This window comes from Ruegeria sp. C11, assembly GCF_056537725.1.
The window spans coordinates 240,880-265,766 of record NZ_JBQFSB010000006.1; the positions used below are offsets into that span (position 1 = coordinate 240,880).

Sequence of the window (24,887 nt, forward strand, 5' to 3'; positions counted from 1 at the left end):
GATATGTGATGTCGAAAACCCCCATCGGGGCGACGTCACACGCGCGGAGGTCGTTCTATACCGTTATTCATGAAGGGGCCGCTTGGCACCCTGTCGAATGCCCAGTCATCCGGGAGCGACGCCAATAAAAGCGCATCGCCCAATTCCGGTATAACCATTTGGCTGTGGTCATGATCGGCACCGTCATGGCTGTGCCCATGCATCGCCCACAACAAATCTTCTTCAAAGCCGTGGGTATGCCCGTGCTCGGCAATAATCTGCAAATGTTCCTGCACGGTTTCGATTACTGTTGGAGCATGGCCCGAGTTTGGCTGAAGCGACCAAACGATCAAAGACAGGCAGAGCAAAGCTGTCATCGCATTCTGCGTATATCTCTGAACTGGTCTCACGCTCACAGGTGCCTCTGCGATCTTGTTATATCCCCCCCGGGGGTTATTTGGCTTATAGGATAAAACCACAAATTCACGCAAGCCATCCCGCACTCTCAGCCCGGCTTAAACCCGCCGAAGGCATTTGCGACCTCTCTCTCGATGATTGAGGATGGCAAACCTTGCGTAGAAGCCGCCCTACAACTGCACGCCGTCGAAAAAGCCGTAACCAATGCCAAGCGAACGTTGATACTGACCATATGGATCATTGTTTGGGCGGTGTCGGTCCCCATGATCTGAACAAGTTGCGCGCCATTCCCGGTATCTCTGAAGTGTTGGACAATCTGAAAGACCGCACCCTTCGCCACCTTTTCGCGGCGCAAGTCGTGGCGCTTTGGGGAACAGGGCTGGCCACCTTGCACTTGCCCTGTTTGCCTTCGATTTAACCGGGGATCAGGCCGCCATGATGCTTGAAACGGACTGTACGATCAAGATGATTGCCTATGTGGGTGTAGTACTGATAGCAGCCGCTGTGCGGACAAAACCGCCGCTCAGTTTTTGGGTGGTTCGTAGGGATCAGGCGTTCCCGGTGGGATTGGAGGGTGCTCCTCGAACGTTGCAATGTGCTCTTGCAATTGAGGCAGCGCCTTTTCGACCGCCCATGTGTGAGGGAAAAGTACGCTTTCACGCTCGTGTGGATCATTCAGAAGATTGTAGACCCTTGGTGTATCGAAAGACTCTGTCGCTCCGAAAGCCGTCGTATTCTCTTTGAAAAGAACTTTCCAATTTTTCCATTTTACGCCGAATATCTGCTCTCCCATGTAAACGATCACGCCTTCTCGGTTTGAGTTTGGCTGGACACCAAGAAAGAACTTGGACTGGTCGATGCCATCAAAGGCTCTGTCATCAGGCACCTTGCCACCTGCAAATGCCGCAAGTGTCGGATAGAGGTCCATTGAGTGGACAACGTCGTTGCTTTCTGAACCCTCGGGGATCCTTCCCGGCCACTTGATCGCAAAAGGCACGCGCATGCTTCCTTCGAGGCTAGTAAACAGAGTACCGCGCCAAGGTCCGGCGGTTCCATGTACCGCTGGCACTGGCGAGACATTTGCGTTTCCAACTGGAAGAGCTTCGGGGCCGTTGTCGGCAGTAAAGATCACCACTGTGTTGTCGGAAACACCAGCAGCCTCTAGCGCATCAACTATGCGCCCGATGTATGTATCTGTCTGAAGTAGAATATCGGCCCAGACGCCGTTTCCAGTGGCGCCATCGAACTCCTCGGACGCGATGTTTGGATAGTGGGTCTGCGTATATGCAAGATAGATGAAAAACGGCGCGTCTTCGACACTCTTCGCTTCGATGAAGTCGATAGCCTTTTTCGTCAGATTGCCATCTATCTCGCCGCGATAGTCCAGATCGTAGTCCCGTGCGATGGTTGCCGGCTCGCCCGCAACACCCTGCATCACAACAGGCTCTTCCATGTTGGCTTCAGCAAATCCCGGAAGCGTGCGCCAGACAGTAACGTCGGTGGTCTCAACTCCGTAAAACTCGTCGAATCCTTGATTCGTTGGATAGCGCCCTTCGGTCCATCCAAGGTGCCACTTGCCGTACATGGCCGTGTTGTATCCTGCATCCTTTAGCATCTCGGCCATCGTGATTTCCCATTGGGTCAGACCGTAGACGCCGCCTCCCAGTGGGACTGTATGGTTGCCGCTTCGGATACCGTACCGTCCCGTCATGGTCGCTGCGCGGGAAGGCGTGCACTGGCTTTCCACGTTGAAGTTCGTGAGTCTCAGCCCTTCCGCAGCGAGGGCGTCCATCTCGGGAGTCGCCGTACCACGGATAATGCCGCCACCGTTGAACCCGGGTTCACCCCAGCCAAAATTATCAAGAAATATGAATACGATGTTGGGTTTGTCTTGTGCTGAAACAGCTGTGGAAAATAGAAGAGAAAAGGACAATAGGAATGTGCGCGAAAACCACTTCATGACTACACCTCCAATCAAGGTCACGGGCTCAAGACTGAAGAACCAAGTCACCGGTCGTCAAGAACGTCTACGCGTTGCGGAGCTTGATCAAAGAGGCTGAACGTCAAAGTTACGGGCGAAACTGTGGTCCGGGATTAGTCGAACCTCTTTATGGGTGGCTCTTGCCCAACTAAGAAAAACCGTTGTTTTCCTTGACGAACAGCTACGTCAGATGTTGCCATTGGCTAGCATTCAGTTCGGCTGGGAGGTTTAAATGAAGTTTTTTCTGACGGCATCGACAGCAATAGTTTCCGCAGCATTCATAACAAGTGCTTCAAATGCTCAAGAGGCCGCACAAGGTGGGCAAGTTGGAGAGATGACCATATCGGTTGATGATATGCGTGAACCCGCGCCTGCTGAATTCTCACCTTATGCAGGTCGAGACTTTCCTACACGCCCGCTGTGGGGTGACACTCACCTGCACACCTCAAATTCGCTCGATGCCCGCGGATTTGGCGTCATTCTGAGCCCCGACGATGCCTATAGGTTTGCACGTGGTGAGGAAGTCACCACATCGCATGGCCTCCGTGTGAAGTTGTCGCGTCCGCTCGATTGGCTTGTCGTATCCGATCACTCTGATGCCATGGGCGCCATGAATGAAATTGTTGCAGGGAACTCCACGCTGATGCGTGACCCAACGCTTCGAGACTGGAACGAACGCCTCAACGCCGGTGGGGACGTCGCTCTCGGCGCCACAATGGAAGTTATTGAAACCTTTGCGGGCATCACCGGAGACGCTCTTCCCGAGGCTGTTTCAGATCGTAGGTTCGTACAAACCGTATGGGACGAATTCACGCAAACTGCTGATCATCACAACGCCCCCGGCGCATTCACTGCGTTTATCGGATACGAGTGGACATCCACCGAAGCTGGCAACAACCTCCACCGCAACGTGATCTATCGAGATGATGCCATTCGCGCACGGCAAATGCTGCCCTTCACAACCGCCGAAACCTTTAATCCGGAGCGGTTATGGGACTGGATGGAAACATATGAACTAGAGACTGGCGGTCGTGTACTGGCCCTTGCCCACAACGGTAACGTCTCCAACGGTCTAATGTTCCCAGTCGAAACCAACCCGGAAACGGGTGAGCCTTTGACAGCAGACTACGCAGAACGGCGCGCGAAATGGGAGCCGATGTATGAGATCACCCAGATCAAGGGTGATGGAGAAACCCATCCGTTTCTCAGCCCGAACGATGAGTTCGCAGATTATGAAACTTGGGATAAATCCAACCTCGGACCGACTCCAAAAGAAAACTGGATGCTTCAATATGAGTATGCACGCGAGGCTCTGAAAAACGGCCTCAAGCTGGAGGCTCAGCTAGGCACCAATCCATACAAGTTCGGGGTAGTGGGCTCGACTGACAGCCATACGGCTTTGGCAACGGCGGAAGAAGACAATTTCTTTGGCAAACACTCTGGCGTCGAACCAGAGCCTGGTCGTTGGCAGCATGTTGTTGGTGAGTTTGAAGCTACAAGAATTCTTGGATGGGAAATGGCAGCCTCTGGCTACGCAGCTGTCTGGGCCAAAGATAACACACGCGAAGCAATATTCGATGCCATGGAACGGAAAGAAGTATACGGGACAACTGGCAGTCGCATCGTGGTTCGCTTCTTTGGTGGATGGGATTTTACGGAAGCAGATGCAAGATCTCGTTTGCCCGCCGAAATCGGATATGAAAAAGGCGTTCCGATGGGTGGGGACCTCTCAGAAGCTCCTGAGGGCGCGGACGCCCCAACTTTCCTTATCGCTGCTCTGAAAGACCCGTTTTCCGGCAATCTCGACCGTATTCAGATTGTGAAAGGTTGGTTGAATGCCAACGGCGACACTGAAGAGCGGGTTTTTGACGTGGCTTGGTCGGGAGACCGAGAACCTGATGCGGACGGCAAACTACCAGCGGTGGGGAACACCGTGGATGTTGCAACGGGAACGTTCACCAATTCAATAGGGTCCCCGGAACTGATCACCCTTTGGACAGACCCCGAGTTCGATCCTTCAACGCCTGCTTTTTACTATGTTCGCGTCTTGGAAATTCCCACACCAAGGTGGACAATTTACGACGCCGTCCGGTTTGGTGACGAACTACCATCCGAGGTGCCTACGTCAACACAGGAACGTGCCTACACTTCGCCAATTTGGTATACTCCCGAGGGCTGAGGCTTTCAAAAACCTCAAGTTGGTCACCACTAATGTCCTGCACCCCCCGGCTCATATCGGTTGGCATACTCTATCCATACGAACGTGCGCTTAGGCTCAAACTGGACCTAGGACAGTGCGGTACGCGAAAAAACTGCCGTGGCCCGACTCAAAAGGCGGCAGCGCGCGGTTGGCGACTTGCTGGATGAGCAAAAGACTGAAGTGTGATCAGCGGCAGCTATGGGCTCGAAGCCGCCTGTACAATTGTCGTCCTCCGCAGCCAGATACTCGAACTTGTTGTTACGTCTAGGCCAAGCTGCAGAAACCCTTGGCGTCCCTTCAAGTCAAGCCGCGCGCTCTCCCTCTCAAAAGCATCGCTGCGCAGTTGTGCTGGGTGTTTTTCACCCTCGCTGGAGACGTCTTTTCCGTTTGAGTGCAGCGGGGGCACAACGGACACAGTTTAGTGCGCAGCACAGCAAAAGGTGCTAGCCGCGTAAGATCTTGATCCACTGTGGGGAAAGGATGGTGGGTGATGAGAGACTCGAACTCCCGACATCTTCGGTGTAAACGAAGCGCTCTATCCCAATCCGCACGTGCAACAAGTTGCTGTTTTCCACTGCCGCCACCAACACCTCATTGAAAGATGTCTTGCGTTGCCAGTAGCTTATCACTCTCACAGTCGACAAAGCACTGCAATACTGAAAGTGTGCTTTGCCCCAACCTAAACCATGTAAACCAGTAAGAGCAGCAGCGCGTTTGCAGCGGAGGCGCAGCGGTTGCCACCTGCCGTGGGGGGTATGGGGGCAACTGGTTACACAGTACGGTTAGATACCCTCCCAAAAAAATGTGCCGTCAATTTTCGTTCGGTCCCGAAGCGGACGTTCGTCTAAAGAAACCCCTTTAGATGAACCGTTTTTTGGTCGCGTTGCCGTTTCTATCGGTGTCTCACCGAAGAATTGGCGGTAGGCAACTGATGTCCGGCCTAGGTGGCTAAAACCGGCTTCGCCGATGAGCGTGGAAATGGCACCTTTCTCATAGGTGCTTTCCAGCAGAAGCGACCTTAGTCGATGCAGCTGGACAATCGATTGAAACTTGCTTGGGCCAACACCAAGTTGTTTTTCAAAGGCCAAAAAGAGTGACCGCCTCGATACCCCGAGTTCGCGGCACAGTTCTTGAACGGTTAGTTTCGTGCCAGCCGGGTTTTCTGAAAAATACGCTTCAGCCGCCGCAACGGTCTTCCATTGACTATAGCTCGCCTTGTCGGCGCCCATTTGTGGTTCGGTACGGTAAAGGAGTTCACCTGCCAAGTTTTCGAGGTTTACAAGGATGTCATTTAACATCCAAGCATCTGTCCCATCCGCGGTCGTTTGTTTGTGGCAAAGCCATTTCTCAATGCATTGGGCATAAGCACTCAGAGCGTCGGATCTGGACAGGCGGATGGGTGCTTTAAACGTTGCCCATCCACGCTTCTCGACCTGTAGCCATGGAACTTCCAGCAGGTATATCTGAGTGCCAGCTTCGGCTACGTAGTCATACTCTGTTGGCTTTTGCCCTTGCCAGAACACAAGAAACGGATCCTCATATAGAGTTCCCTGAAATCGAACCGGTTCGCCATTGGGCAAGACTAAACCGAGAAAGACTGTGTCGCCGTGTTGAACTTCTTGGAAACGAATACGCGAAAAATATTCCTCGCAATAAAGGCTAAAACCATTGTGTTGGGCCATGCGCCAATTCAGCTTCGGACCCTGTGGAGAGAGAGCGAGCGCTTCGAGTTGGACGCCAGTGTAATCAGGCAGGTGATCCACTGAACGTATTTTCTTGGACAGTAACATAGCGCCTCAGTTAACCCTTACTGCGACCAGCTCTGGCAGTAGCACAATGAAATTCAATTATTCATAATAGTTTGCACGATTCGGATAGCCAGTCCTAAACTCAGGTTACACTATCGATCTCGAACACAGAAAACCTGTCAATGTCCTCGGAGTGCCTCATGAAGAAGCTTACACTTTCCATTGCTGCGCTATTGGTGTCCTCAACTGCTCTCTATGCGCAGGCCGCCGATCTGGTCTTTACCAACGCATCCGTGCTTACCATGAATGACGATGCGCCGACCGCGCAGGCCGTTGCGGTCACGGGCAACCAGATAAGCTACGTTGGTGATGTTGCTGGGGCCGAGGCGCTGATCGGTGATAACACCGAAGTTCTGGACTTGGGCGGGGATACCCTGCTGCCGGGCTTTGTGTCAGGGCACGATCACATCGTTGCATCGGGCTGGACGTCGCGCGGTGTAAGTCTGTTTGGAATTGAAACGCTTGAGGAGGCCTTGGCCGCAGTCAAGGAATATGCCGATGCAAACCCTGACGAGGAGTTGATCCTTGGCTATGGGTTCAATCAGGTGGCTTATGGCGGGTGGCCTACAAAAGAAGATCTGGATTCGGTGGTTTCTGACCGTCCGGTCTTTATCCTCGACTTCACAATCCACGATGTTTGGATGAACTCCAAAGCCTTTGAAGCGGGTCAAGTTAGCCCTGATGAAGAGGATCAGGTGCCGGGTGTGATGTTCTGGCAGCGCGACGCCGAAGGCAACCAGACAGGAATCGGCATTGAGTTCCAGTGGGCTGCGGCATTTAGAAATGCAGGTGCTTGGGACCCGGCAGGTGAAATTCCTGACATCCAGAAAAACCTCTACGATCAGGCCGTCAAAACTGGAATTACAGCCGTTCACGTGCCTCTGATGGCTATGCCGACAGTTACCGATCTGTCCCTCGTGAAAGATGACGAGAAACTCGCGCTGGCCCACCTACACGAACTGGAAAAGAACGGTGAGCTAACGATCCGTACCTTTGTAGCGACGGGGTTCAAGGACCCGACCGCCACTGCTAACGAAATCGTAGAACACACACTCGAATTACGCGAGCAATACGACAGTGACATGCTGCGCATCTGGGGCATCAAAATCCATCCAGAAGGGAACTGGAGTTCAAAGACTGCCTGGATGCTGGACGATTACGCTGATGGGTCCGCGACGCGCGGTGCGGCTGCCATTGAAGGCCCAATGATAACTTCGGTCTACCTGCAGGCCAATCAGAACGGACTTCCGGTGGGCACTCACGTCGATGGGTCACAAACAGTGCGCAACACGGTTAACGCGATCATGACGGCGCGAGGCGCGGGGTACGATGTTCCGAATAACCTTTTGCACCACTATTTCTGGGTATCTGATCAGGACCACGAGACTGTTATCGAAAACGAGATCATGGTGAACACGACCCCGCTTTTCCATGTCGATTGGGAAGCTCAGGACGTAAACGCTTTGGACCTGTTGGGGCGCGCAAAGGTCGAAGCGATTTTTGCCCGCTATTCGTCGCTGATGGCATTGGGGCACAACGTTTCGATTTCTTCGGATGTGCCATCCGCGCCGATTGATCTGATCGGTCCGCTCCTGAACGTTGAAATTGCGATGACTTTGCAGGACCCACTAAATCCGGACAGCAAACCGTTCCCATTGTCGCGCAAACCGGCCTCATTGGAAGAGTCTTTGAAAGCGGTCACAATCTATCCTGCCGCGCAGCAGGCAATGGAGGACAAGATAGGGTCCATCGAAGTGGGCAAATATGCCGACCTTGTTGTTCTCGATCAGGACATTACTGCAGTCGAACCGCGCGAAATCTCGAACATCAAGGTGTTGGGCACGCTAATGGATGGGCGGTTCACGCATCGGGACGGCATTTGACGGCTGGGGCGTACAACGCCCTTGGCCGTCTCGTGCAAACTCCGGATAGGAGGCCAATATTGAAACAACTGGTTCGTTGTACAGCTTTTTGGGTGGCTGCAAGTTTTTCAATGGTGACTCATGCTCAGGCAGAAGAAGTCGCATTCATTGCCATACTGAGCGTTCCGGCTGAAAACGCACAGGATTTCGATGCTTTGGCCAGAGACATGGTTGAGGCATCTGCCACCGATGACGGGCTTTTAGTTTACGAGTTCGCCCGAGTTGGCGAGACGGTGTACGGCTACGAACGCTATGTGGATGTGGCTGCCCACGCCCGGCACGAAGCGTTGATCGAGCCCTTCATTCCACAGTTGGTTGAGTTGGCGCAGTTCGAGAAGATTGTCACCCTATCGCAGCTTACGGATGACCATCAGGAACTGTTCCGAAGCATTGGGGCAGAGATTGGCCAACCAATTGCCGCTGCAGCGCAAGGGCCATCCAAATGAATGCGCGGTGGCAAAGAAGGTTCAGAAAAAGTCTACAGAAAAATCTAAGCGGAACACGGGAGCAAATGATGAAAAGCCGACTTTGCACTTGTGCTGTCTTCTTCGCTGGGCTGATGAGTGTTCAACCCAACGAAGCTCAAGCTTGTGACGCGGCTTGTCAGGCAGCGCGGAAGGCCGCGAACCCGCTTGCGGACACAAAAGCGCTGATCACCGACAACACGATCGCTTTCAGGACCGGGACGAATGATGACGACAGCTACAATTTTCAGCTACAGCCCGTCTATTCAGTTCCACTGACTGACGCCACATTGGTGCTTCGGGGAATTGTGCCGATTCAAGGTGTCCAGCCCGGAGCCGTGTTGCCGCCTGGAATTGTCGACCCCTCGGAAGAAGATGATCTGACCTGGGGCATCGGCGATTCAACTGTTCAGGCGTTTTATTCACCTACACCGGGAGAAAGCGGAATCGCACTCGGCTACGGCCTTCAAGTTTCCCTGCCAACGCACACGAATGACGCATTGCAAGGTGCAGGTTGGGGCGCTGGCCCTGCCTTTGTCATGTTTGGGCAAACCGGTGACTTGTCGTGGGGTGGTGTCATCGCCCATATGTGGGGTGAGAACGATTTCAACGTGACCATCCTTCAACCTATTTTGAACTATGGTTTGGGAGAGGGTTGGTACGTTGGGTACAACAACGTCGTTTCGTACAACTGGAATTCCGCCAGCAATGATGAAGCATGGGCAATTCCATTGGGTTTGACCGCTGGCAAAACGTCGATCATCAATGAGGCCAAAGGTACTGCGATGGATGTAAGTGTTGGGTATTACACATTGGAGCGCAAACCTGACGGCGGGCCAGACAGACAACTCAAGCTAGGATTATCGTTCTTTTTTTGATTGGCGCTTTGGAAGCATGATTTAAGAGACGGCTTTCAGCGATTGAGAACAACAAAAACCGCGAGAGTGAACGATCCCGTGCATATTAGACCTAGGTCGAAAACTTGGACCCGTCGCGACTTGGAGTAATAACTGGAGCTCTGAAATGACAAGTAACCTGATCGCTCTGGCAATTACAGTTTTTGCGTTCGCACACATTCAAGCTGCTCAGGCAGAGGTTGCCCAAGGCCCACAAGAATCTGCTACCCAAGCGTCTCCTTCAGGGGCAAAGCGTTTTGACATGTCTGAGCGCTTACTTGATTTGGCTATTGCCGCTAGCTCCAAAACGTTAGATGAATCTATTCAGGAGCATGTTGCGGTTAGTTGGCGTGATTTGAAGCCAACCCTAAAGTCTCTGGAAACCCCATTTGAAACGCTGCCAGATCCGTTGTTGAACGCTATGCGAACGCAAGTTCGTTGGCGAACATCCAGTACCAGTGAGCGCTCTGATCCTGATCTAATTAAAGAATACAAGGCGGCCAATGGTGTTCTGGCCGCAAATGACGTCGACGTAGAAAAGCTAATGCTAGAGCGCCGAAAAATCATTGCGCAAAACAACTCAATCGGGCGCGGTCCAAATTTAGAAAAACTGGGCACGACAATCAGGCTACCCGGGTACATAGTACCACTGACAATCGACGGAGGAACTGTAACCGAATTCCTGTTTGTCCCGGTTGCAGGTTCTTGCGTTCATACACCTTCGCCGCCACCCAACCAGATCATTCATGTTGATTACCCAAAAGGCGTCGAATTTAAATCGATTTTCGAAGCATTTTGGATCGAAGGTGAACTGTCAGATGAGCTCAAAATCAGCGATGTTACCTTCTACGACGGCGCTACAAACGTGGAATCCATTTATAAACTCAAGGCGCATATTGTTGAAGCATTCACCTATTGATCTCGGAGTAGCTCATCCGCCAAAAAACCGAGAGGTTAAGTCGCGTTTCAGGCATTTTACCTATGTGGATGACAATGCGCTTAGGACACGCAAAACCGCGTAATAAAGGCTCCCTTTCGAGTTGAGCGCAACCATTGCCTCCAGAGTCAAGAGCGGCAGCTTTGTCCGCAGAACGGAAGTTCGGCGTAAACTCGACGAAGGTCAGCTTTACCTTTTTTTGGCTGAATACTCGCTATCTTTATCTGTGTGGCCTGACCCACTTTGGAAAGCCATCTTATCCAAAGAAGATAGATGCTAGCCCGCACGGGCGAGGCTTACGCCCCGCCCTTTGCTAGGTTGTCCCGCTTCCAAAGAGGTTGCAGATTGCTGTAGTGACAAAGTTCGATGAGGTGCTCCAAAGACCGGGCAGCCGTGAGAGGGATAATGTGGTCCACTTCCCAATGACCATACCGATCCCATGTCATGCCGTCTGAGAACCGGACCTCGATGTGCTGTTTCAAGTCCTCCTGAGAGCAGCCAACAGAATTAGACGGGCTCGCCCGCCCCATCAGCACTTGTCCCGACCGGTTTAGTACCGACCTGTACATCCGGTAAGATGGGTCGACTGCTCGACATCTCCGATCTCGGTGCGCCGTTTGCTCTGCATTACACTGCGCACACTGGCGATTGCTAACGTACCGCTCGGACACGTGCCCATACTTACACGGACGACCCGTCCAGAAACGAGAAAGGCCGCGCAGGGCGGCCTCTTCACGAGTTAGGAATGTCTGTTCCGCTGTTATGTCAAACGGCACTATGCTGCTGCCGCCACCTGGCGACCCTCCAACCGGGCAAGCAACTCTTTCTGCCTTTGCCCCTTGGCACAAACCTGTCCACTATTGACCTCACCCGATAGCAGCCAGTTCAGCAGTAGGTTCCGCATCCTCTGAGATGGCATGTAGAGCGTTACCGGACGCCTAGGCGAGTAAGCTCGTCCGGTGTTGTTTAGCCCACCTACACGTATTGCGGATCGGAATAGCCACTGCACCAGTTCGGTCAACGCATAGGCATCTGAGAACCGACGCGCCTCATCGCTGTCGCGCTTCATGCCCAGGAAAGTGAGCAGTTGTGGGTTGGGGTTTTGGTCATATAGGTACACCGCTGTTGTGCATCCGATATGGTCATTGGTCCCGCGTGTAGTGTTGGGCACAAAGCTGACACCGTTTGTGGTCCACTCCTCGTCAAAGGTCTCCGTGTCCTTGTTGTACACTTCTTCCTTCACCGCTCGACCGAACAGCCGTGTATGCTTTGAAAGCCTGCCTGCCTTTGGCTTTTGGCCTGTTACTGCCCCATGCCACAGGTCACGTGCACACGTCAGCATAACGGTTTTGAGGTTTACTCCATACAGTTCTCTGTCTTTGAACTTGCGTAGCTTCTGACCAACTGAAGAACATTCACGGTGCGTTTTGATCGTTTTTAGCTGTGCGCAATGCGTCCACTTTTGGTTCCCTAACTCGGGCATGGGTAGAACCGTTAGCGCGTTAGCAACATCTTCTCGCCATGCTGCCTCATCTACTGCATCCAGACGCTCCACCTCCAATGTGAAGCATTCGGGGTGGCCTTTCTGCAGTTTTTGCAGGTACTGCAGCAGCACCGATCCTTCCGAAAGGTACGTGTAAATCGTCACGGATTTGGGCTTGAGCAAGAGTTCTTTGGGAATGGCGAGGACGAACAGCTTCTCGCTTATGCGATACAGTGCACCCGACTTGGCCTTGTCATAGAGTGATCGGTCAAATGTCTTGTCCCCAATGCGGTATAGCTCATCCCACTTTCCCGTTGGAACAATACGTCCGTCAGGCTCCTCTATTGCCATGCCAAGGCCGAGGTAAGCTGCGTCAAAGTCAACCTTTCGGACTGTCTGTTCCACCTTCAAGGGATCAATGACCTCGTCGATGATGAGGTTGTATCCATCAAGTAGGTGATCGACTTCGATGGTCGGTATGCCGTTGCTATCGAACTTAGTACATCTCGCAATCCCTGTGTCTTGGGTTGCCAGAGTTCCAAGTCGGTAGAAAAGTGCGTGAGTACAAGCGATTGATTTGCCTGCCCGGATCAACTTCTCGCAGTGATCGCTTTTGTTGCTACCTTTGTTAACGGGTTGTGTAAGTATGAAATCGGAGCCTTTTCGGGCATCTTCGATGAACCGTTCCACCTCACTCAGGTAAGGCACAACCGCTATGTACTTCTCCTGCTTTTTGAAGCTGCGGTTGATCTGCGTGGATTTGCCATAGCCACATGGCATGTCGACAAGACGAATATTGGACATGAAGGTCTCCTGTATTTGGTCCATTGGACCTATTTTGGGGATAGTGCTCTGACGGGTGCCGAGCAGATGGATTTGCCCCATTGGGGCGACTGGGAAAAAATCCCGGTGAACACACAATGGCTAAATTGGAGGGATTAATAGCCCTCTATTCAGTACCTTTGCTTACAGGTCGGCGTGATTTTGTTATTATTTATAGATACTTAACGACCGCCCGCTCCACTCGCATTGGAGCGAGGAAAGTCGAAGATGATTGTGTACCCCGATCAACGCTGACCGAGCGCAACCTGTTTGCTCAATTGACGGAGGGGTTTTGCTCAATTGAGGGAGGGGTGACGCCTGTTAGTTCATTAGAGGAAGGGTTAGCGCCTGTATGTTCATTAGACGGAGGGCTAACGTGAGTGCCAGTGCTTGAGGGCTGCTCTTCCAGCAACCGCACAGCCAAAATACACAAGGGGCACTTGTTGTCGTTGGACGCAGGTGAGGGTGGCCCGTGCTGACGCACTGGGGAGAGTTTAACCACCCTGCACAGCATCACGCCGATTTAGGCATGTTCGACGGCTGCCAACATTGCCACGATGTCATCGGTCTGCAGGTGGGTGTAACGCATCAACATCCTCAAATCGCGATGCCCGCTGATCATCTGGACTTGTGCAAGCGATAACCCACTTTCCACAAAGCGGGACACGGCCTCGTGCCGAATGTCATGAAAAGTAAGATCAACCACGCCCGCCCGTTGCCTGAGACGTTCAAAGGCTAATCGCACAGAGTTACCAGACAAGGGCAAACACCGGTCGTCACTGCGTGGCAGGTCCATCAGCACGGCAACGGCATTTGGGCTGAGAGGAACTGTACGGGCGCGACCGTTTTTGGTTTGGGGCAAGAAAACTGTCCGACGCTCAAGGTCCACGTGCTTCCATTGTATCGACAGCAATTCTCCTCGTCGCATTCCGGTTGCCAAGGCCAGCGTCAGTAACGGTTTCATCAGCGGAGACCGGGCTTGGTTTACGGCTTCCAACAAAGCCTGCCATTCTCCTTGCTGCAATCGTCTCTCGCGGCGGTTGTCGATCTTGGGCCGCCGGACAGGTTTGACCGGGTTCCCATGTGGCAGGGTCTGCCCCCAATCCTCACAGGCGACATCAAGGGCGTGCTGCAACCAACCCAGTTCCCTCACTACAGTTGCAGCCTTCATGGATTTAATGCGCTGGTCACGATAGTGGACTAAATCAGCGGATCGCAGCTTGCCGACCTTCTTGGTGGCTAACTTGGAGCACTTACGCAGGAACCCGTTGATTGCATAACTTTCATTGTCCGCGCACCGTTTCTCGCTCGTGACGTCGTCTCGGTATTTTCTCAGCACTTCACCAAGTGTCATCTCGGATGCGTTCACACTTAGGTCTGGGGTTAGTAATCCCCTGTCGGCGCTCAACTCCGTCTCACGAGCCCACTTCGTCGCATCAGCACGCTTTAGAAAGGACTTGGATCGGGATTGCCCGTCCTTCCGAACCGTCGCCTGCCACTTTCCGCTAGGCCGTTTTACGATTGTTGCCATGGCCCATATCTCCTGTATTGGAGACATCTTTTCCGTTTAAGTGCAGCGGAGGCGCAGCGGACACAGTTTCATGCGCAGAACAGCAAAAGGTGCTAGTCGCGTAAGACCTTGATACATTGCGGGGAAAGGATGGTGGGTGATGAGAGACTCGAACTCCCGACATCTTCGGTGTAAACGAAGCGCTCTACCAACTGAGCTAATCACCCGTGAGGGGGGATGTAGCCAAGCCAGCGCGCAGACGCAAGAGGGTCTGACACAAAATATTGCGCTGGATTGGCCCCGGTCCAATTACAAATCGCAATCAGTCCCGGATGTCCTTCAAAACGGCCAATAACTGTGCGACCTCGTGTTCCGTATTGTAGTGACAAAGGGATATGCGGATACAGTCACTCAAACCCAGAGGATTCAGTACGTTTCCGCTATAGTGGTCCGCCTTTCGCGTATGTGTGCGAATTCCGTGGTTGTTGAGCCTGGTCACGACATCTGCCGAAGGAAATCCGTCCACCACGATTGAAACCAGTCCCTCACGCGCTGGGTTATCAGCGCCGGCCAGAATCGAAACGTGCTCCATATCCCGCAGTCCGGGCAGGTTTCCCGTACCGTTTATCATGGCGTCGGTCAGATGTGTCTCATAAGCGTGTATTGCCTGCCCGGCTGCTTCGATTCGGGATCGCCGGTCAGTTGCATCCGATACTTCGCCGCCCAGCCAATCGAAATAGGTGACCACATCGGACATGGTGGCATAAGAACCCGTGTCGCGGGTGCCGAATTCCCACCCCGTGGCGGGGGCATCAATCAGCATATCATGAGGTAGATTTGTCAGCCGGTCCGAAATCCAGGCGATTCCGTATCCGTGACGGGAAAACACCTTGTACGGAGAGATCGCGTAACCATCCACGCCATAGCTGTCGATGTCCAGTTGCCCGTGCGCAGCGTGCTGGATGCCATCTACGATGATAAAACAGTCCGGGGCAATTTCCCGAATAGCCTTTGCAATGGCCGCGACATCCATACCGATGCCCGTCACCGGGGAGGCGTGTAAAATCGTGGCAACTGACACATCCGGTGTCAGTTTGGCGAGGTAGTCGTCCTTGGTTACAGAGCCTGTTTCATCGTCGTGTTCGACGTTGACGTACTCAAGCCCCGCGATATCTGCCCAGCGGCGCGCGGCGCTGCGGCTGGCCGGGTGCTCGATCGAACTACCAATCACCTTGGTGCCCTTCGGGGCATTTACACAGGCCGTACGGATCATACGAAACAACAATTCGGTGCCGCTTTCACCGACAAAGAACTGGCCTGACGAGGCGTTCATGAACGTCGCCAGATCACTTTTGGATTTGTTGATGATATCGACCAGCGCGTGGCTGGCGGTATTGTCGCGACCCTGATTGTCCGGAATTGCCGCAAACCTGGCCGATGTTTCGACAACCGAATTCAGCGTCAGCGCACCACCTGCATTTTCAAAGAAAATTCGGGGTCCCTGAAATGGGCAAGTATCCACATGGGCAAAGCGGTCGCGAATGGCGTCTATCAGGCCGGGTTCTTCATGCAGCATCTCAAGGTCCTGTCGTTGAAATCGGTGTTCCTGCCAACCGGAACCGGCGGCCTTGCAGCAGCTTTGACCCGCAGGATTGCCAGACTCAATGCCGTTTGCGACACCAAAAGAAAAGCCCGCGCCAACGTTTCTGTTCTGACGGGCCGGAGATATGGCGGCGTGCCATTGTCCTGTCGATGAGAAATGAACTTGCTTGTTGCTGCCCGGCTCCGATATTCCCAAGTAAAGACATTGATCCCGATGGGAGTATCCATGACGCTGTTCCGCGCGCGTTATTGCGTTGCCGTGCTGCTTGTTTTCCTGACCGTTTTTGCGACTGCGCTGCGGGCCAAGGCTGATGATGTGCTTGTTTTTGCGGCAGCCAGTCTGAAAAACGCGCTGGATCAGATTGCGCGGGACTACGAAGAGCAAAGCGGTAACAAGATCACGGTGTCGTTCGCGGCATCCTCGGTTTTGGCCCGTCAAATTCAGCTTGGTGCACCGGCAGATGTTTTTATTTCGGCCAATTCGGATTGGATGGATGAGCTTGAGGCGCAAGAGCTGGTTGATCCATCTGCGCGCGTGGACTTGCTGGGTAACACTCTGGTCCTGATCGGAACCTCCGAAGGCACGGAAACAGCAGAGCTTGGGCCGGACTTCAATCTGAAGGACCGGCTGGGCGAAGGGTATCTGGCGATGGCTTTGGTGGATGCTGTACCGGCGGGAATCTACGGGCGCACCGCGCTTGAGAATCTGGGGTTGTGGAACGAAGTCAGTGACCGCGTTGCACAATCCGATAATGTGCGCGCGGCATTGGCATTGGTTGCAACCGGTGCCGCACCGCTGGGGGTGGTTTACGCCTCGGACGCTCAGGCTGACGGGCGGGTAAGGGTTGTAGGGAAATTCCCTGCCGACACGCATCAGCCAATTGTCTATCCGGCGGCAGTTGTATCTGACGATGCTGCCGCAAAGGGCTTTTTGAACTACTTACAAGGCGACGCCGCCCAAGCCGTATTTGCCGCGCAGGGTTTCACCCTGCCGGGGGTGTGACACCGATGAACTGGCTTGGCCCGGCAGAATGGGATGCCCTTGCATTGTCGCTTCGCGTGTCGTTCTGGGCGACGCTAATCTCGCTGCCTTTTGGTGTTTTTGTCGCCTACGCACTTGCGCGATGGCGGTTTCCGGGGCGGCAATTGGTGAACGGTCTGGTGCATCTTCCATTGATCCTGCCACCTGTCGTGACCGGGTACCTGTTGCTTTTGACATTCGGGTTGCAAGGCCCGTTAGGCGGTATGCTTGCCCAGATCGGGATTGTCTTTGCCTTTCGCTGGACCGGTGCCGCGCTTGCTGCGGGGATCATGGCTTTTCCACTGATGGTGCGTGCCATCCGGTTGTCGATTGAGGCGGTGGATCCCAAACTTGAACAGGCGGGCGCCACATTGGGGGCGTCCCGTCCATTTGTCTTTGCGACGATCACCCTTCCGATGATCCTTCCCGGAATAGTTGCCGGCGCAATTCTGGCCTTCGCCAAGGCCATGGGCGAGTTCGGAGCAACCATAACCTTCGTCTCGAACATTCCCGGACAGACCCAGACGCTGCCTTCGGCGGTATACGCCTTTTTACAGGTTCCGGGCGGAGAAACTGCCGCGACGCGGCTGGTGATCATATCCATCGTGATCGCCATGGGCGCACTGCTGCTGTCTGAATACGTCGGGCGCCGCGCCGCGCAGAGGGTAGCCGGGGCATGAGCTTATCCGTTCACGTATCTCAACAGTTACCGAACCTTGACCTAGATGTGACGTTCGATGCGCCTCCTGGCGTGACGGTTCTGTTCGGCAGGTCCGGTTCCGGCAAAACGACAGTCGTGAACGCAGTGGCCGGGCTTATGAAGCCGATGGCGGGTCGGGTTGCGGTTGGTGATTGGGTTCTATTCGATACTCAGCAGGATTTTTGGCTGCCGCCACATCGTAGAAGGTTGGGATATATCTTTCAGGAAGGCCGACTGTTTCCGCATCTGACGGTGCGCCAGAACCTTGCTTATGGCCGATGGTTTGCCCCCAGAACCGCGCGGCGTGAAAGCCAGAGCAATGTGGTCGAAATGCTGGGTATCGGTCATCTGCTGGACAGGCGACCCGCATTGTTGTCCGGCGGTGAAAAGCAAAGGGTGGCCATTGGCCGCGCCTTGCTGGCCTCGCCCCGTCTGATCCTTGCGGATGAGCCCCTTGCGGCCCTCGACGACGCCCGCAAGGCTGAGATTTTGCCTTATTTTGAACGGTTGCGCGACGAGGTTTCGATCCCGATCCTCTATGTCACTCATTCAGCCGCAGAAGTCGCCAGACTGGCAACATCCGTCGTTGCGCTGCAGGACGGCAAGGTGGCCCGGCACGGACCTGCGGCCGAGGTTCTGTCTGATCCCGCAGTCGCCCCGGCTGGTGTTCGCGCCGTAGGTGCGGTTCTTCAGGCCAGAGTAATTGCGCACCACACCGATGGTTTGACGGAACTGGATGCGGGCGGTGATCGGTTGTTCCTGCCGCAAGTTCCTCATCGGGTTGGTGAAAGTCTTCGTGTTCGGATCGCGGCACAAGAGGTCATCCTTTCCAAAGGAAAGCCCGAAGGGTTGTCGGCGTTGAACGTGCTGGAGGGCCGCGTCACAGGTATCCGTGCCGGTGATGGCCCCGGTGCGATCGTCTCGGTCCGGTGTCGCGCCGGAACAATTCTGGCGCGTGTCACGCGCCGTTCCGCTGCTGCCTTGGGCCTTACCGAAGGAGCGGAATGTCATGCCGTCATCAAGACGGTTGCAATCGCGCCTCAGGATGTTGGCGGACATATCGCTGCAAGCGACAACTAGGCCAGTGCGATTGCCTCACGCTCTCGCAGGATCATCCGGGCTGCCGGGCCGAATATCCGGCCACTGAACTGTTCCACACCTGAAAAAATCTCAGCCAGTTCCTGCAATCCTTTGGAAGACATGGCGTGTAGGGCCTCTTCACCTAAATACAAGCTTTCTGCCTGCGCGTCTTCGGCAAACAGTATCTCATGCCTGTCCATCAGGATATGCATGTATTCAACGGGTTGGTGGGACGTCACTATCGAAATGCCGGGCCATGAACACAAATGCTTGGCGGCGACCAGCACTTCATTGGTGCCGAATAACAGTTCGATTTTGGGGCCGCGCAGAAGCATGCGATGTTGCTGCGAAACAACCAAATCCCGCCTGGGAATATCCGGCCCCAAACTTCCGGCGGAAATGCGCACCGGGCGTAGGGACGAGTTGTCCTTCAATCGGTTGGTCGTCATCTCCTGTGCTTCGATCCACCTGATAGGTTGCAACCCATGATCCGCAGTTCTGACAAGATCACCAACCTCAAGGTTTTCGATCAACTGCAGTCCCGAACCGGTTTCAATCAAAGTGCCGGCAGTAAAGCACACACCTTGAATGTCGATCGTTATGGTTACGGTATCACTAGCCGCGAATGGGCCAAATAGGGTTTGAACGACGGCATCCAACCTCACGGTAAAGGTGTCTTGGACAGTCTGCCCGAAATCCAGCGAGTCAAAGAACGCGGGATCAACCGTATACGTCCACTCCCCCGTATTCGGGTCGATGCTGGCCGTACCATGAGTGGGCGGGCTGCTGATTGACCAAGCCTCTGAATTAATCGTGAAAGGGCTACTCGGGTCCAGATCGCCTGTCGCGACGTTGGGGGGATCTCCGGTAACGATCCCTGTTGTTGTGCCGGTGATCGAGACCATTTCAGAGACCCTCCTGCTTTAGCATCCTTTCAAAAACCTTCTTTTTGATCAGCCGCATCTGTACGTCTCCGTCCTGATCGCGCGTCCACTCGACGATCCGCTGGTTCTTGAGGTCGCTGTCCATACGGTTTGTCCTGACGCGCGGATGCGGTATCTCACGCTTGAGGATTTCGACCATTTGCCGGGATTGCCCAAAGGGCGCGACCATGTCGATGATCCAGAAAGATTGGCCGCTGGTAAAATCGGCATCGGTCAGCGGTTGATCCTGAATGGCGTATCTGTACTCGGCCTCCGGGCTCAGGCCCGCGAAGGTCACAAAGCCGCGGGGAAAGCCGTTTTGCCGGAATATGTGATATTGCCCAAGTCGCAGCGGTGTCTCGAAGGCGTACAGCACCTGGGCCAGGCTGCGTTGTCTGTGCGTATCGGTCAGAGATGCCAAATAGAACAAGGTCCCAAAATCAGCATAGGTTTCGGGTGACAGATCGAACCAGTCTTTTGGAAAGGAGCCTTTCAATCACCCTCACCAATTTGAACGCTTCTGCCTACGATAGCCTTAAATATTCAATCTGAAAAATGTTTCTTTCGATTTCGATCATCGCCGGTCCAGTTTTGAAAAACTGTTGTTCCGACAGGGGTTGACCGATTTTGCAAGCGATTGTGAGTGGCGCCTGCCGCAAATCACGCTACGATACTGAAATTGAAGAAAGTGGTTTGGCCGGAGGCAATCATGAACAGAGTAGTCAAGGCAATTGCGGTTTCCCTACTGATAGCCGCCCCCGGGCTGGCGCTGGCCTTTCAAGCGTGGAACAAGGCGCGGGTCTATGCGCTGAGTGGCGGTGTTTTTGAGGTTGTGAACTACCACGGATCGGTGCCACGCGACTATTGGTGCGGGGCAGGGGATTATGCGATCCGCATTTTGAGAACTTCGGCAACGCAGCGTGTGTATCTTTGGAAGGCCGTTGGGCCTTCGGTTTCCGAGCCAGGCAAAAAGGGCGTTCAGTTCGCGTTGCAGGCCCCCCCTGATTCAGACACCAAACCAGGGTTCGGAGTGCAGGTGAAACGCATTGGCGACAATATGAACGCGGCGATGGCGCAGAATTACTGCTACGACAACACTGCAGACGAAATCTGGTTCAACTAAAGCGTTCCGGGTTTCATCTGAATCGTTCTGAGACGCGAATGGCCGAGAACGCCTTAGGCGTGGCAGTGTATTCGTGTTTCAAGTTAAGCCCGAAACGCTTTAGGCGATTTGAACCTTATAGGCGATTAGGAATTCAAACCCACTTTGCCAAAGGTGGCAGACTCATGAGAACTGCATCCGGGTCGTGGCCGGTTTCCAGGCCGAACTTGGTTCCGCGGTCGTAGACCAGATTGTATTCGGCATATAGACCGCGATGCACCAGCTGGGTGGACTTGTCCTCATCCGAAAACGCCTGAAGCCTGCGCTTTTCAACCAATGGCAAGTATGCGGGCAGAAAGGCCCGGCCAATGTCCTGCGTCAGGGCAAAGTCGGCCTGCCAGTCGTCGGTGCAATAATCATCCATGAAAATGCCCCCGACGCCCCGGGCGCGCTTTCGATGCGGAATATAGAAGTACTCGTCCGCCCAGTCCTTGAGGCGCGGGTAATGTCCCGGGCCGTGAGGGTCCAGATGGGTCTTTTGAGTTGCATGGAAATGCGCGGTGTCCTCATCATACTCGATGCATGGATTCAGATCGGAACCTCCACCGAACCACCAGGCATGCGGTGTCCAGAACATACGTGTGTTCATGTGGACAGCGGGCACATGCGGGTTTTGCATGTGTGCCACAAGGCTGATGCCTGACGCCCAGAAACGCGGATCTTCCTTCATGCCCGGAATACCCTTTCGGGCTGCCATCGCGCTTTGTGCCCTATCTCCGAGTGTACCGAAAACGGTCGAGACATTGACGCCCACCTTTTCGAACACCCGTCCACCCCGCATGACCGACATCAGGCCGCCACCCGCATCTGAGCCGTCATCTGACTGGCGGTTGGTTTCCCTGACCTCGAACCGGCCTGGATCGGCGTCAGAGAACGGCCCGGTGTCGTGGCTGTCCTCCAGTGCCTCAAAGGCGGTAACGATTTCATTGCGCAGGTGACGGAACCACGCGGCTGCGGTGGATTTTTCGGTATCAAACATCGTGGATCAGTGTGCCGGAGCTGCGACGGGATCAAGCAGAGTGCGCCCACCGTCAATTGTGAGAATCTGGCCGGTCATGAAACCCGCCGCGTCCGAGGCAAGGAACTGCGCGGTTTCCACCAACTCGGTCGGTGCTGCAATACGCGACAGGGGCGTGTGCTTTTCTATATCCTCGCGAAAGTCCCGGTTGTCTTTCAAAGTCGAGCGCAGAGAGGCGCTCATGACCGAACCCAACGCAATGGAGTTCACGCGAATGCGGTTGGGGGCCAGGGCAACAGCAAGCGAGCGCGTCATCTGATCCTGCGCCGCCGTGGAAACCGAATAGGCCATCAAATCGGGATGCGTGCGGCGCGCGGCAATAGACGACAGGTTGATGATTGATCCTGCCGGTTCCTCATCTTCATCGCCGGCTTGCTTGATCATGCGTCTGGCGACCAGTTGGCTCAGCCTCAGGGCCGGCATCAAGTTCTGGTTCAGTAGGGTTCGGACCGAGTCGTCCTCCACATCCAGCGGATCGGACTGGATAACTTGCCGGGCTCCGTTTACCAGAATGTCCACCTGATCGAACGCGTCGATGGTGGCCGACAGCAGATTGGCGATGGTCAGCTTTTCGCGCAGATCACCTGAAAAATACCGGATATTGCTATCGTCCGCCTGCTCACCCAGTTCCTCGGTCAGGCGCTTTTCGTCCATATCCGCGAACATCACATTCGCTCCGGCATCTGCAAAGTGGCGGCCGATGGCCAGTCCGATGCCGTTAGCTCCGCCAGTGACGATGGCGGATTTGCCCGCGATGGAAAACGACATGAGGTTCCTCCTGAGTTGCGGCGCAGGTTAGCCGGGATCACCGACGGGGGCGAGAGGCGTGAAGCACCTTGAACCGATTGTCGCCGGTCACTTCCTCGACATGTGCAAAAGTGTCGGTCAGATTGGTTTCATAAGGCAGGTGGCGGTTGGCCACCATCCACAGGTTGCCGGATCGTGTCAGGTTGCGTGCGGCGGCTGCAATAAATCCCTGACCTAATGACGGATCTGCACTGCGCGATGTATGAAAAGGCGGGTTCATTACAATCGTATTGACGGGTTCCGGCGCGGTCCAGGTTGTAGCATCCGCCCAGTGAAACTGGGCGCGGGGGTCCTGAACATTATCTTGTGCGCAATTCAGTGCAGTGTGATCAGCTTCGACCAGATGGATGGATGTGATGCTTTCATCATGCAGTAGTCCTGCCGACAGTGCCCCCCATCCAGCCCCTAAATCGGCGATCTTGGCCCCGAGTTTGTTTGGTAACGCCTTCAGCAACAGGGCCGATGCGGGATCAAGCCCATCAGCAGAAAACACTCCGGGCGCGGTCCGAAACCCATCCGCCAGCATTGTGTCCGGTGCGGCCCATTCTGCGAAAGCACCGGCATCGGATGAAAACCAGAAAATCTTGCCATGTGCCTTGGCCATTGGTCCTTCAACGGCAACCCGCTTGCGAATTTCCTTTAGCAGGCTGTCCACACCGTCCGTCTTGCCACCGTCAACAACAACAAGGCCCGAGGCCCGACGACACGCATCGGAAATCATTGCCTTTGCCAAAGTCTTGGCGCGCGGTAGGAAAAGAACTGCATCACGACAAGGTTCGGCCGTTTCGGGTACAACCTCAAAACCCTGCGCTGCAAAATAATCGTGGAAGGGTTTGAACGGCTGCACGATCTGGGCTCCGAGGGGCAGGGACGACAGATCATGCGTCGGAGTCGGCAAAATTACCGACACGGGACCGGACAGGTTCAGACCGCGTTCTACAGCCAGACTCAGACGAGGGGACATATTCATTTCCGCAAAGACATTCGGGGTGAGCCGGTGCGGCCCCTAAAACCGCCTCAGTCTTCCCTTTCCATGGTGCATTGCAGGGGATGTTGATGCCTGCGGGCGAAATCCATGACTTGCCCGACCTTGGTCTCGGCAATCTCGTGGCTGAAGACGCCAACAACAGCCACGCCCTTCTTGTGGACCGTCAACATGATTTCGAACGCCTGCGCGTGTGACATGCCAAAGAACCGCTCCAGCACGTGAACCACGAATTCCATCGGCGTATAATCATCGTTCAGCAGCAGCACCTTGTAAAGTGGGGGGCGCTTGGTCTTGGGGCGCGTCTGTACAAGGACGGACGTGTTGTCATCGTCGTCCGGATTATCCGACATTTTCCAAGACTCTGGCAGCATGATTGCAACTGTCCGATTCAGGGTTCGAATTGATAGAGCGCTTATATAACCTTAGCGCAACGAGAGAAAAGAGGAAGCAGGCGAGTTCGGTATGAGACAAAAGCTCACGACTGTGGGTTTCGATGCGGACGATACCCTTTGGCACAATGAACGGTTCTTTCAGCTGACGCAGACCCATTTTGCCGGGTTGCTGGCGGATTATGCAGAAAAAGATCATCTGATGGATCGTCTGCTGGAGGCTGAAAAACGCAACATTCGCCATTATGGCTATGGGATCAAAGGATTTACGCTTTCGATGATCGAGACCGCCATCGACGTAACAGACAACCGTGTTCCCGCCTCGGTCATCCGACAGTTGATCGAAGCGGGGCAGGAGATGCTGAGGCATCCCATCGAACTGTTGCCCCACGCCCGCGAGGCGGTCGAAGCTGTGGCGGAAACACACCGTGTTCTTCTGATCACCAAAGGCGATCTGATTGATCAGGAGCGAAAGCTGGCGCAGTCGGGATTGGGCGAGCTTTTCGACGAAGTTGAAATCGTTTCCGAGAAAACGCCGGAAACGTACAAAAGCATCTTCCGGCGGCATGGTCATGGCGCGGCCGCATCCATGATGGTGGGGAACTCTTTGCGATCAGATGTGGTCGCGCCCCTTCGGGCCGGATGTTGGGCTGTTCACGTTCCGCATGGGTTGGTTTGGGAGATCGAACATGCCGAGGTGCCGGACGGCGAGCAACGGTATCGGCAATTGCCTGACCTCAAAGGCCTCTCCGTGTTGGTAAATGCGTTGTCATGACCT

At 54.4% G+C, this 24,887-nt stretch carries 25 protein-coding genes and 1 tRNA gene; 13 read left to right on the plus strand and 13 right to left on the minus strand.

The annotated features are described in order from the left end of the window. Positions 1 to 35: 35 nt before the first annotated feature. The gene (locus tag ACR0NA_RS13370) at positions 36 to 356 is read right to left on the minus strand and encodes a hypothetical protein (protein ID WP_480729481.1); all 321 of its coding nucleotides are present in this window, start codon (positions 354 to 356) and stop codon (positions 36 to 38) included. A gap of 174 nt (positions 357 to 530) precedes the next feature. On the opposite strand from ACR0NA_RS13370, the gene ACR0NA_RS13375 reads away from it, so the two are divergent. Together ACR0NA_RS13375 and ACR0NA_RS13380 are read left to right on the plus strand one after the other, a co-directional pair. After that, positions 531 to 668 (plus strand): metal-sensing transcriptional repressor, encoded by a 138-nt coding sequence (locus tag ACR0NA_RS13375; RefSeq protein WP_480729482.1) that lies wholly within the window; start codon positions 531 to 533, stop codon positions 666 to 668. Continuing rightward, complete coding sequence (locus tag ACR0NA_RS13380) at positions 629 to 814, plus strand: hypothetical protein (RefSeq protein ID WP_480729566.1); 186 nt, start codon at positions 629 to 631, stop codon at positions 812 to 814. Before ACR0NA_RS13375 ends, ACR0NA_RS13380 begins: the two co-directional genes overlap by 40 nt. Before the next feature lie 105 nt (positions 815 to 919). Here the strand turns inward: ACR0NA_RS13380 and ACR0NA_RS13385 are convergent, their stop codons facing one another. Beyond that, positions 920 to 2,356: an arylsulfatase gene (locus ACR0NA_RS13385; RefSeq protein WP_480729483.1), complete on the minus strand. Its 1,437-nt coding sequence runs from the start codon at positions 2,354 to 2,356 to the stop codon at positions 920 to 922. 253 nt (positions 2,357 to 2,609) lie between these two features. Between ACR0NA_RS13385 and ACR0NA_RS13390 the strand changes: the two genes are divergently transcribed. Continuing rightward, on the plus strand, positions 2,610 to 4,556 hold the full coding sequence (locus tag ACR0NA_RS13390; RefSeq protein WP_480729484.1) for a DUF3604 domain-containing protein: 1,947 nt from the start codon (positions 2,610 to 2,612) through the stop codon (positions 4,554 to 4,556). 803 nt (positions 4,557 to 5,359) lie between these two features. On the opposite strand, the gene ACR0NA_RS13395 is transcribed toward ACR0NA_RS13390, so the two are convergent. Further along, positions 5,360 to 6,367 carry a helix-turn-helix domain-containing protein gene (locus ACR0NA_RS13395; RefSeq protein ID WP_480729485.1) on the minus strand — a complete coding sequence of 336 codons (1,008 nt, stop codon included), beginning with the start codon at positions 6,365 to 6,367 and terminating at the stop codon, positions 5,360 to 5,362. A 158-nt stretch (positions 6,368 to 6,525) separates the two neighbouring features. Between ACR0NA_RS13395 and ACR0NA_RS13400 the strand changes: the two genes are divergently transcribed. From ACR0NA_RS13400 to ACR0NA_RS13415, 4 genes are all read left to right on the plus strand, one after another. Beyond that, positions 6,526 to 8,268: an amidohydrolase gene (locus tag ACR0NA_RS13400; RefSeq protein WP_480666274.1), complete on the plus strand. Its 1,743-nt coding sequence runs from the start codon at positions 6,526 to 6,528 to the stop codon at positions 8,266 to 8,268. 59 nt (positions 8,269 to 8,327) lie between these two features. Continuing rightward, positions 8,328 to 8,753, plus strand: coding sequence for a putative quinol monooxygenase (locus ACR0NA_RS13405; protein WP_480729486.1), 426 nt, complete (start codon positions 8,328 to 8,330; stop codon positions 8,751 to 8,753). A 68-nt stretch (positions 8,754 to 8,821) separates the two neighbouring features. Next, entirely contained in the window at positions 8,822 to 9,649 is an 828-nt protein-coding gene (locus ACR0NA_RS13410) for a hypothetical protein (protein WP_480729487.1), read from the plus strand. Between the two features lie 145 nt (positions 9,650 to 9,794). Continuing rightward, entirely contained in the window at positions 9,795 to 10,586 is a 792-nt protein-coding gene (locus tag ACR0NA_RS13415; protein WP_480729488.1) for a DUF3299 domain-containing protein, read from the plus strand. 793 nt (positions 10,587 to 11,379) lie between these two features. Here ACR0NA_RS13415 and ACR0NA_RS13420 read toward each other — a convergent pair. The 4 genes from ACR0NA_RS13420 to ACR0NA_RS13435 form a co-directional block, all read right to left on the minus strand. Beyond that, complete coding sequence (locus tag ACR0NA_RS13420; protein ID WP_480729489.1) at positions 11,380 to 12,891, minus strand: hypothetical protein; 1,512 nt, start codon at positions 12,889 to 12,891, stop codon at positions 11,380 to 11,382. A 541-nt stretch (positions 12,892 to 13,432) separates the two neighbouring features. After that, on the minus strand, positions 13,433 to 14,440 hold the full coding sequence (locus ACR0NA_RS13425) for a tyrosine-type recombinase/integrase (protein WP_480729490.1): 1,008 nt from the start codon (positions 14,438 to 14,440) through the stop codon (positions 13,433 to 13,435). Positions 14,441 to 14,570: 130 nt separating this feature from the next. Next, positions 14,571 to 14,646 (minus strand) — tRNA-Val (locus ACR0NA_RS13430). Between the two features lie 95 nt (positions 14,647 to 14,741). Continuing rightward, positions 14,742 to 15,995 carry an aminotransferase class V-fold PLP-dependent enzyme gene (locus ACR0NA_RS13435; protein WP_480729491.1) on the minus strand — a complete coding sequence of 418 codons (1,254 nt, stop codon included), beginning with the start codon at positions 15,993 to 15,995 and terminating at the stop codon, positions 14,742 to 14,744. Between ACR0NA_RS13435 and ACR0NA_RS13440 the strand changes: the two genes are divergently transcribed. From ACR0NA_RS13440 to modC, 4 genes are all read left to right on the plus strand, one after another. Next, a complete protein-coding gene (locus ACR0NA_RS13440; RefSeq protein WP_480729492.1) occupies positions 15,987 to 16,175 on the plus strand; it encodes a hypothetical protein in 189 nt (62 codons plus the stop codon). The genes ACR0NA_RS13435 and ACR0NA_RS13440 overlap by 9 nt on opposite strands. A gap of 72 nt (positions 16,176 to 16,247) precedes the next feature. After that, the gene (gene modA / locus ACR0NA_RS13445) at positions 16,248 to 17,024 is read left to right on the plus strand and encodes a molybdate ABC transporter substrate-binding protein (protein WP_480729493.1); all 777 of its coding nucleotides are present in this window, start codon (positions 16,248 to 16,250) and stop codon (positions 17,022 to 17,024) included. Between the two features lie 5 nt (positions 17,025 to 17,029). Beyond that, complete coding sequence (gene modB / locus ACR0NA_RS13450; protein ID WP_480729494.1) at positions 17,030 to 17,722, plus strand: molybdate ABC transporter permease subunit; 693 nt, start codon at positions 17,030 to 17,032, stop codon at positions 17,720 to 17,722. Next, complete coding sequence (gene modC / locus ACR0NA_RS13455) at positions 17,719 to 18,822, plus strand: molybdenum ABC transporter ATP-binding protein (RefSeq protein WP_480729495.1); 1,104 nt, start codon at positions 17,719 to 17,721, stop codon at positions 18,820 to 18,822. Before modB ends, modC begins: the two co-directional genes overlap by 4 nt. Here modC and ACR0NA_RS13460 read toward each other — a convergent pair. After that, positions 18,819 to 19,727, minus strand: coding sequence for a Hint domain-containing protein (locus ACR0NA_RS13460; RefSeq protein WP_480729496.1), 909 nt, complete (start codon positions 19,725 to 19,727; stop codon positions 18,819 to 18,821). The two genes, modC and ACR0NA_RS13460, sit on opposite strands and share 4 nt — an antisense overlap. 1 nt (position 19,728) lies before the next feature. Beyond that, positions 19,729 to 20,241 (minus strand): toxin-activating lysine-acyltransferase, encoded by a 513-nt coding sequence (locus tag ACR0NA_RS13465; RefSeq protein ID WP_170657355.1) that lies wholly within the window; start codon positions 20,239 to 20,241, stop codon positions 19,729 to 19,731. A 213-nt stretch (positions 20,242 to 20,454) separates the two neighbouring features. Between ACR0NA_RS13465 and ACR0NA_RS13470 the strand changes: the two genes are divergently transcribed. Continuing rightward, a complete protein-coding gene (locus ACR0NA_RS13470; RefSeq protein ID WP_170657357.1) occupies positions 20,455 to 20,868 on the plus strand; it encodes a hypothetical protein in 414 nt (137 codons plus the stop codon). Between the two features lie 133 nt (positions 20,869 to 21,001). Here the strand turns inward: ACR0NA_RS13470 and hemF are convergent, their stop codons facing one another. Genes hemF through clpS form a run of 4 tightly spaced genes read right to left on the minus strand, consistent with a single transcriptional unit; the run spans position 21,002 to position 24,070 of the window. Next, a complete protein-coding gene (gene hemF / locus ACR0NA_RS13475; RefSeq protein ID WP_480729497.1) occupies positions 21,002 to 21,886 on the minus strand; it encodes an oxygen-dependent coproporphyrinogen oxidase in 885 nt (294 codons plus the stop codon). Between the two features lie 6 nt (positions 21,887 to 21,892). Beyond that, positions 21,893 to 22,693, minus strand: a complete 801-nt coding sequence (locus ACR0NA_RS13480; protein ID WP_480729498.1) for an SDR family NAD(P)-dependent oxidoreductase — start codon at positions 22,691 to 22,693, stop codon at positions 21,893 to 21,895. A 37-nt stretch (positions 22,694 to 22,730) separates the two neighbouring features. Then, positions 22,731 to 23,696, minus strand: coding sequence for a class I SAM-dependent methyltransferase (locus ACR0NA_RS13485; RefSeq protein WP_480729499.1), 966 nt, complete (start codon positions 23,694 to 23,696; stop codon positions 22,731 to 22,733). Positions 23,697 to 23,749: 53 nt separating this feature from the next. Further along, a complete protein-coding gene (clpS, locus tag ACR0NA_RS13490; RefSeq protein WP_480729504.1) occupies positions 23,750 to 24,070 on the minus strand; it encodes an ATP-dependent Clp protease adapter ClpS in 321 nt (106 codons plus the stop codon). A 112-nt stretch (positions 24,071 to 24,182) separates the two neighbouring features. On the opposite strand from clpS, the gene ACR0NA_RS13495 reads away from it, so the two are divergent. After that, on the plus strand, positions 24,183 to 24,884 hold the full coding sequence (locus tag ACR0NA_RS13495; protein WP_480729508.1) for an HAD family hydrolase: 702 nt from the start codon (positions 24,183 to 24,185) through the stop codon (positions 24,882 to 24,884). Positions 24,885 to 24,887: the final 3 nt, after the last annotated feature.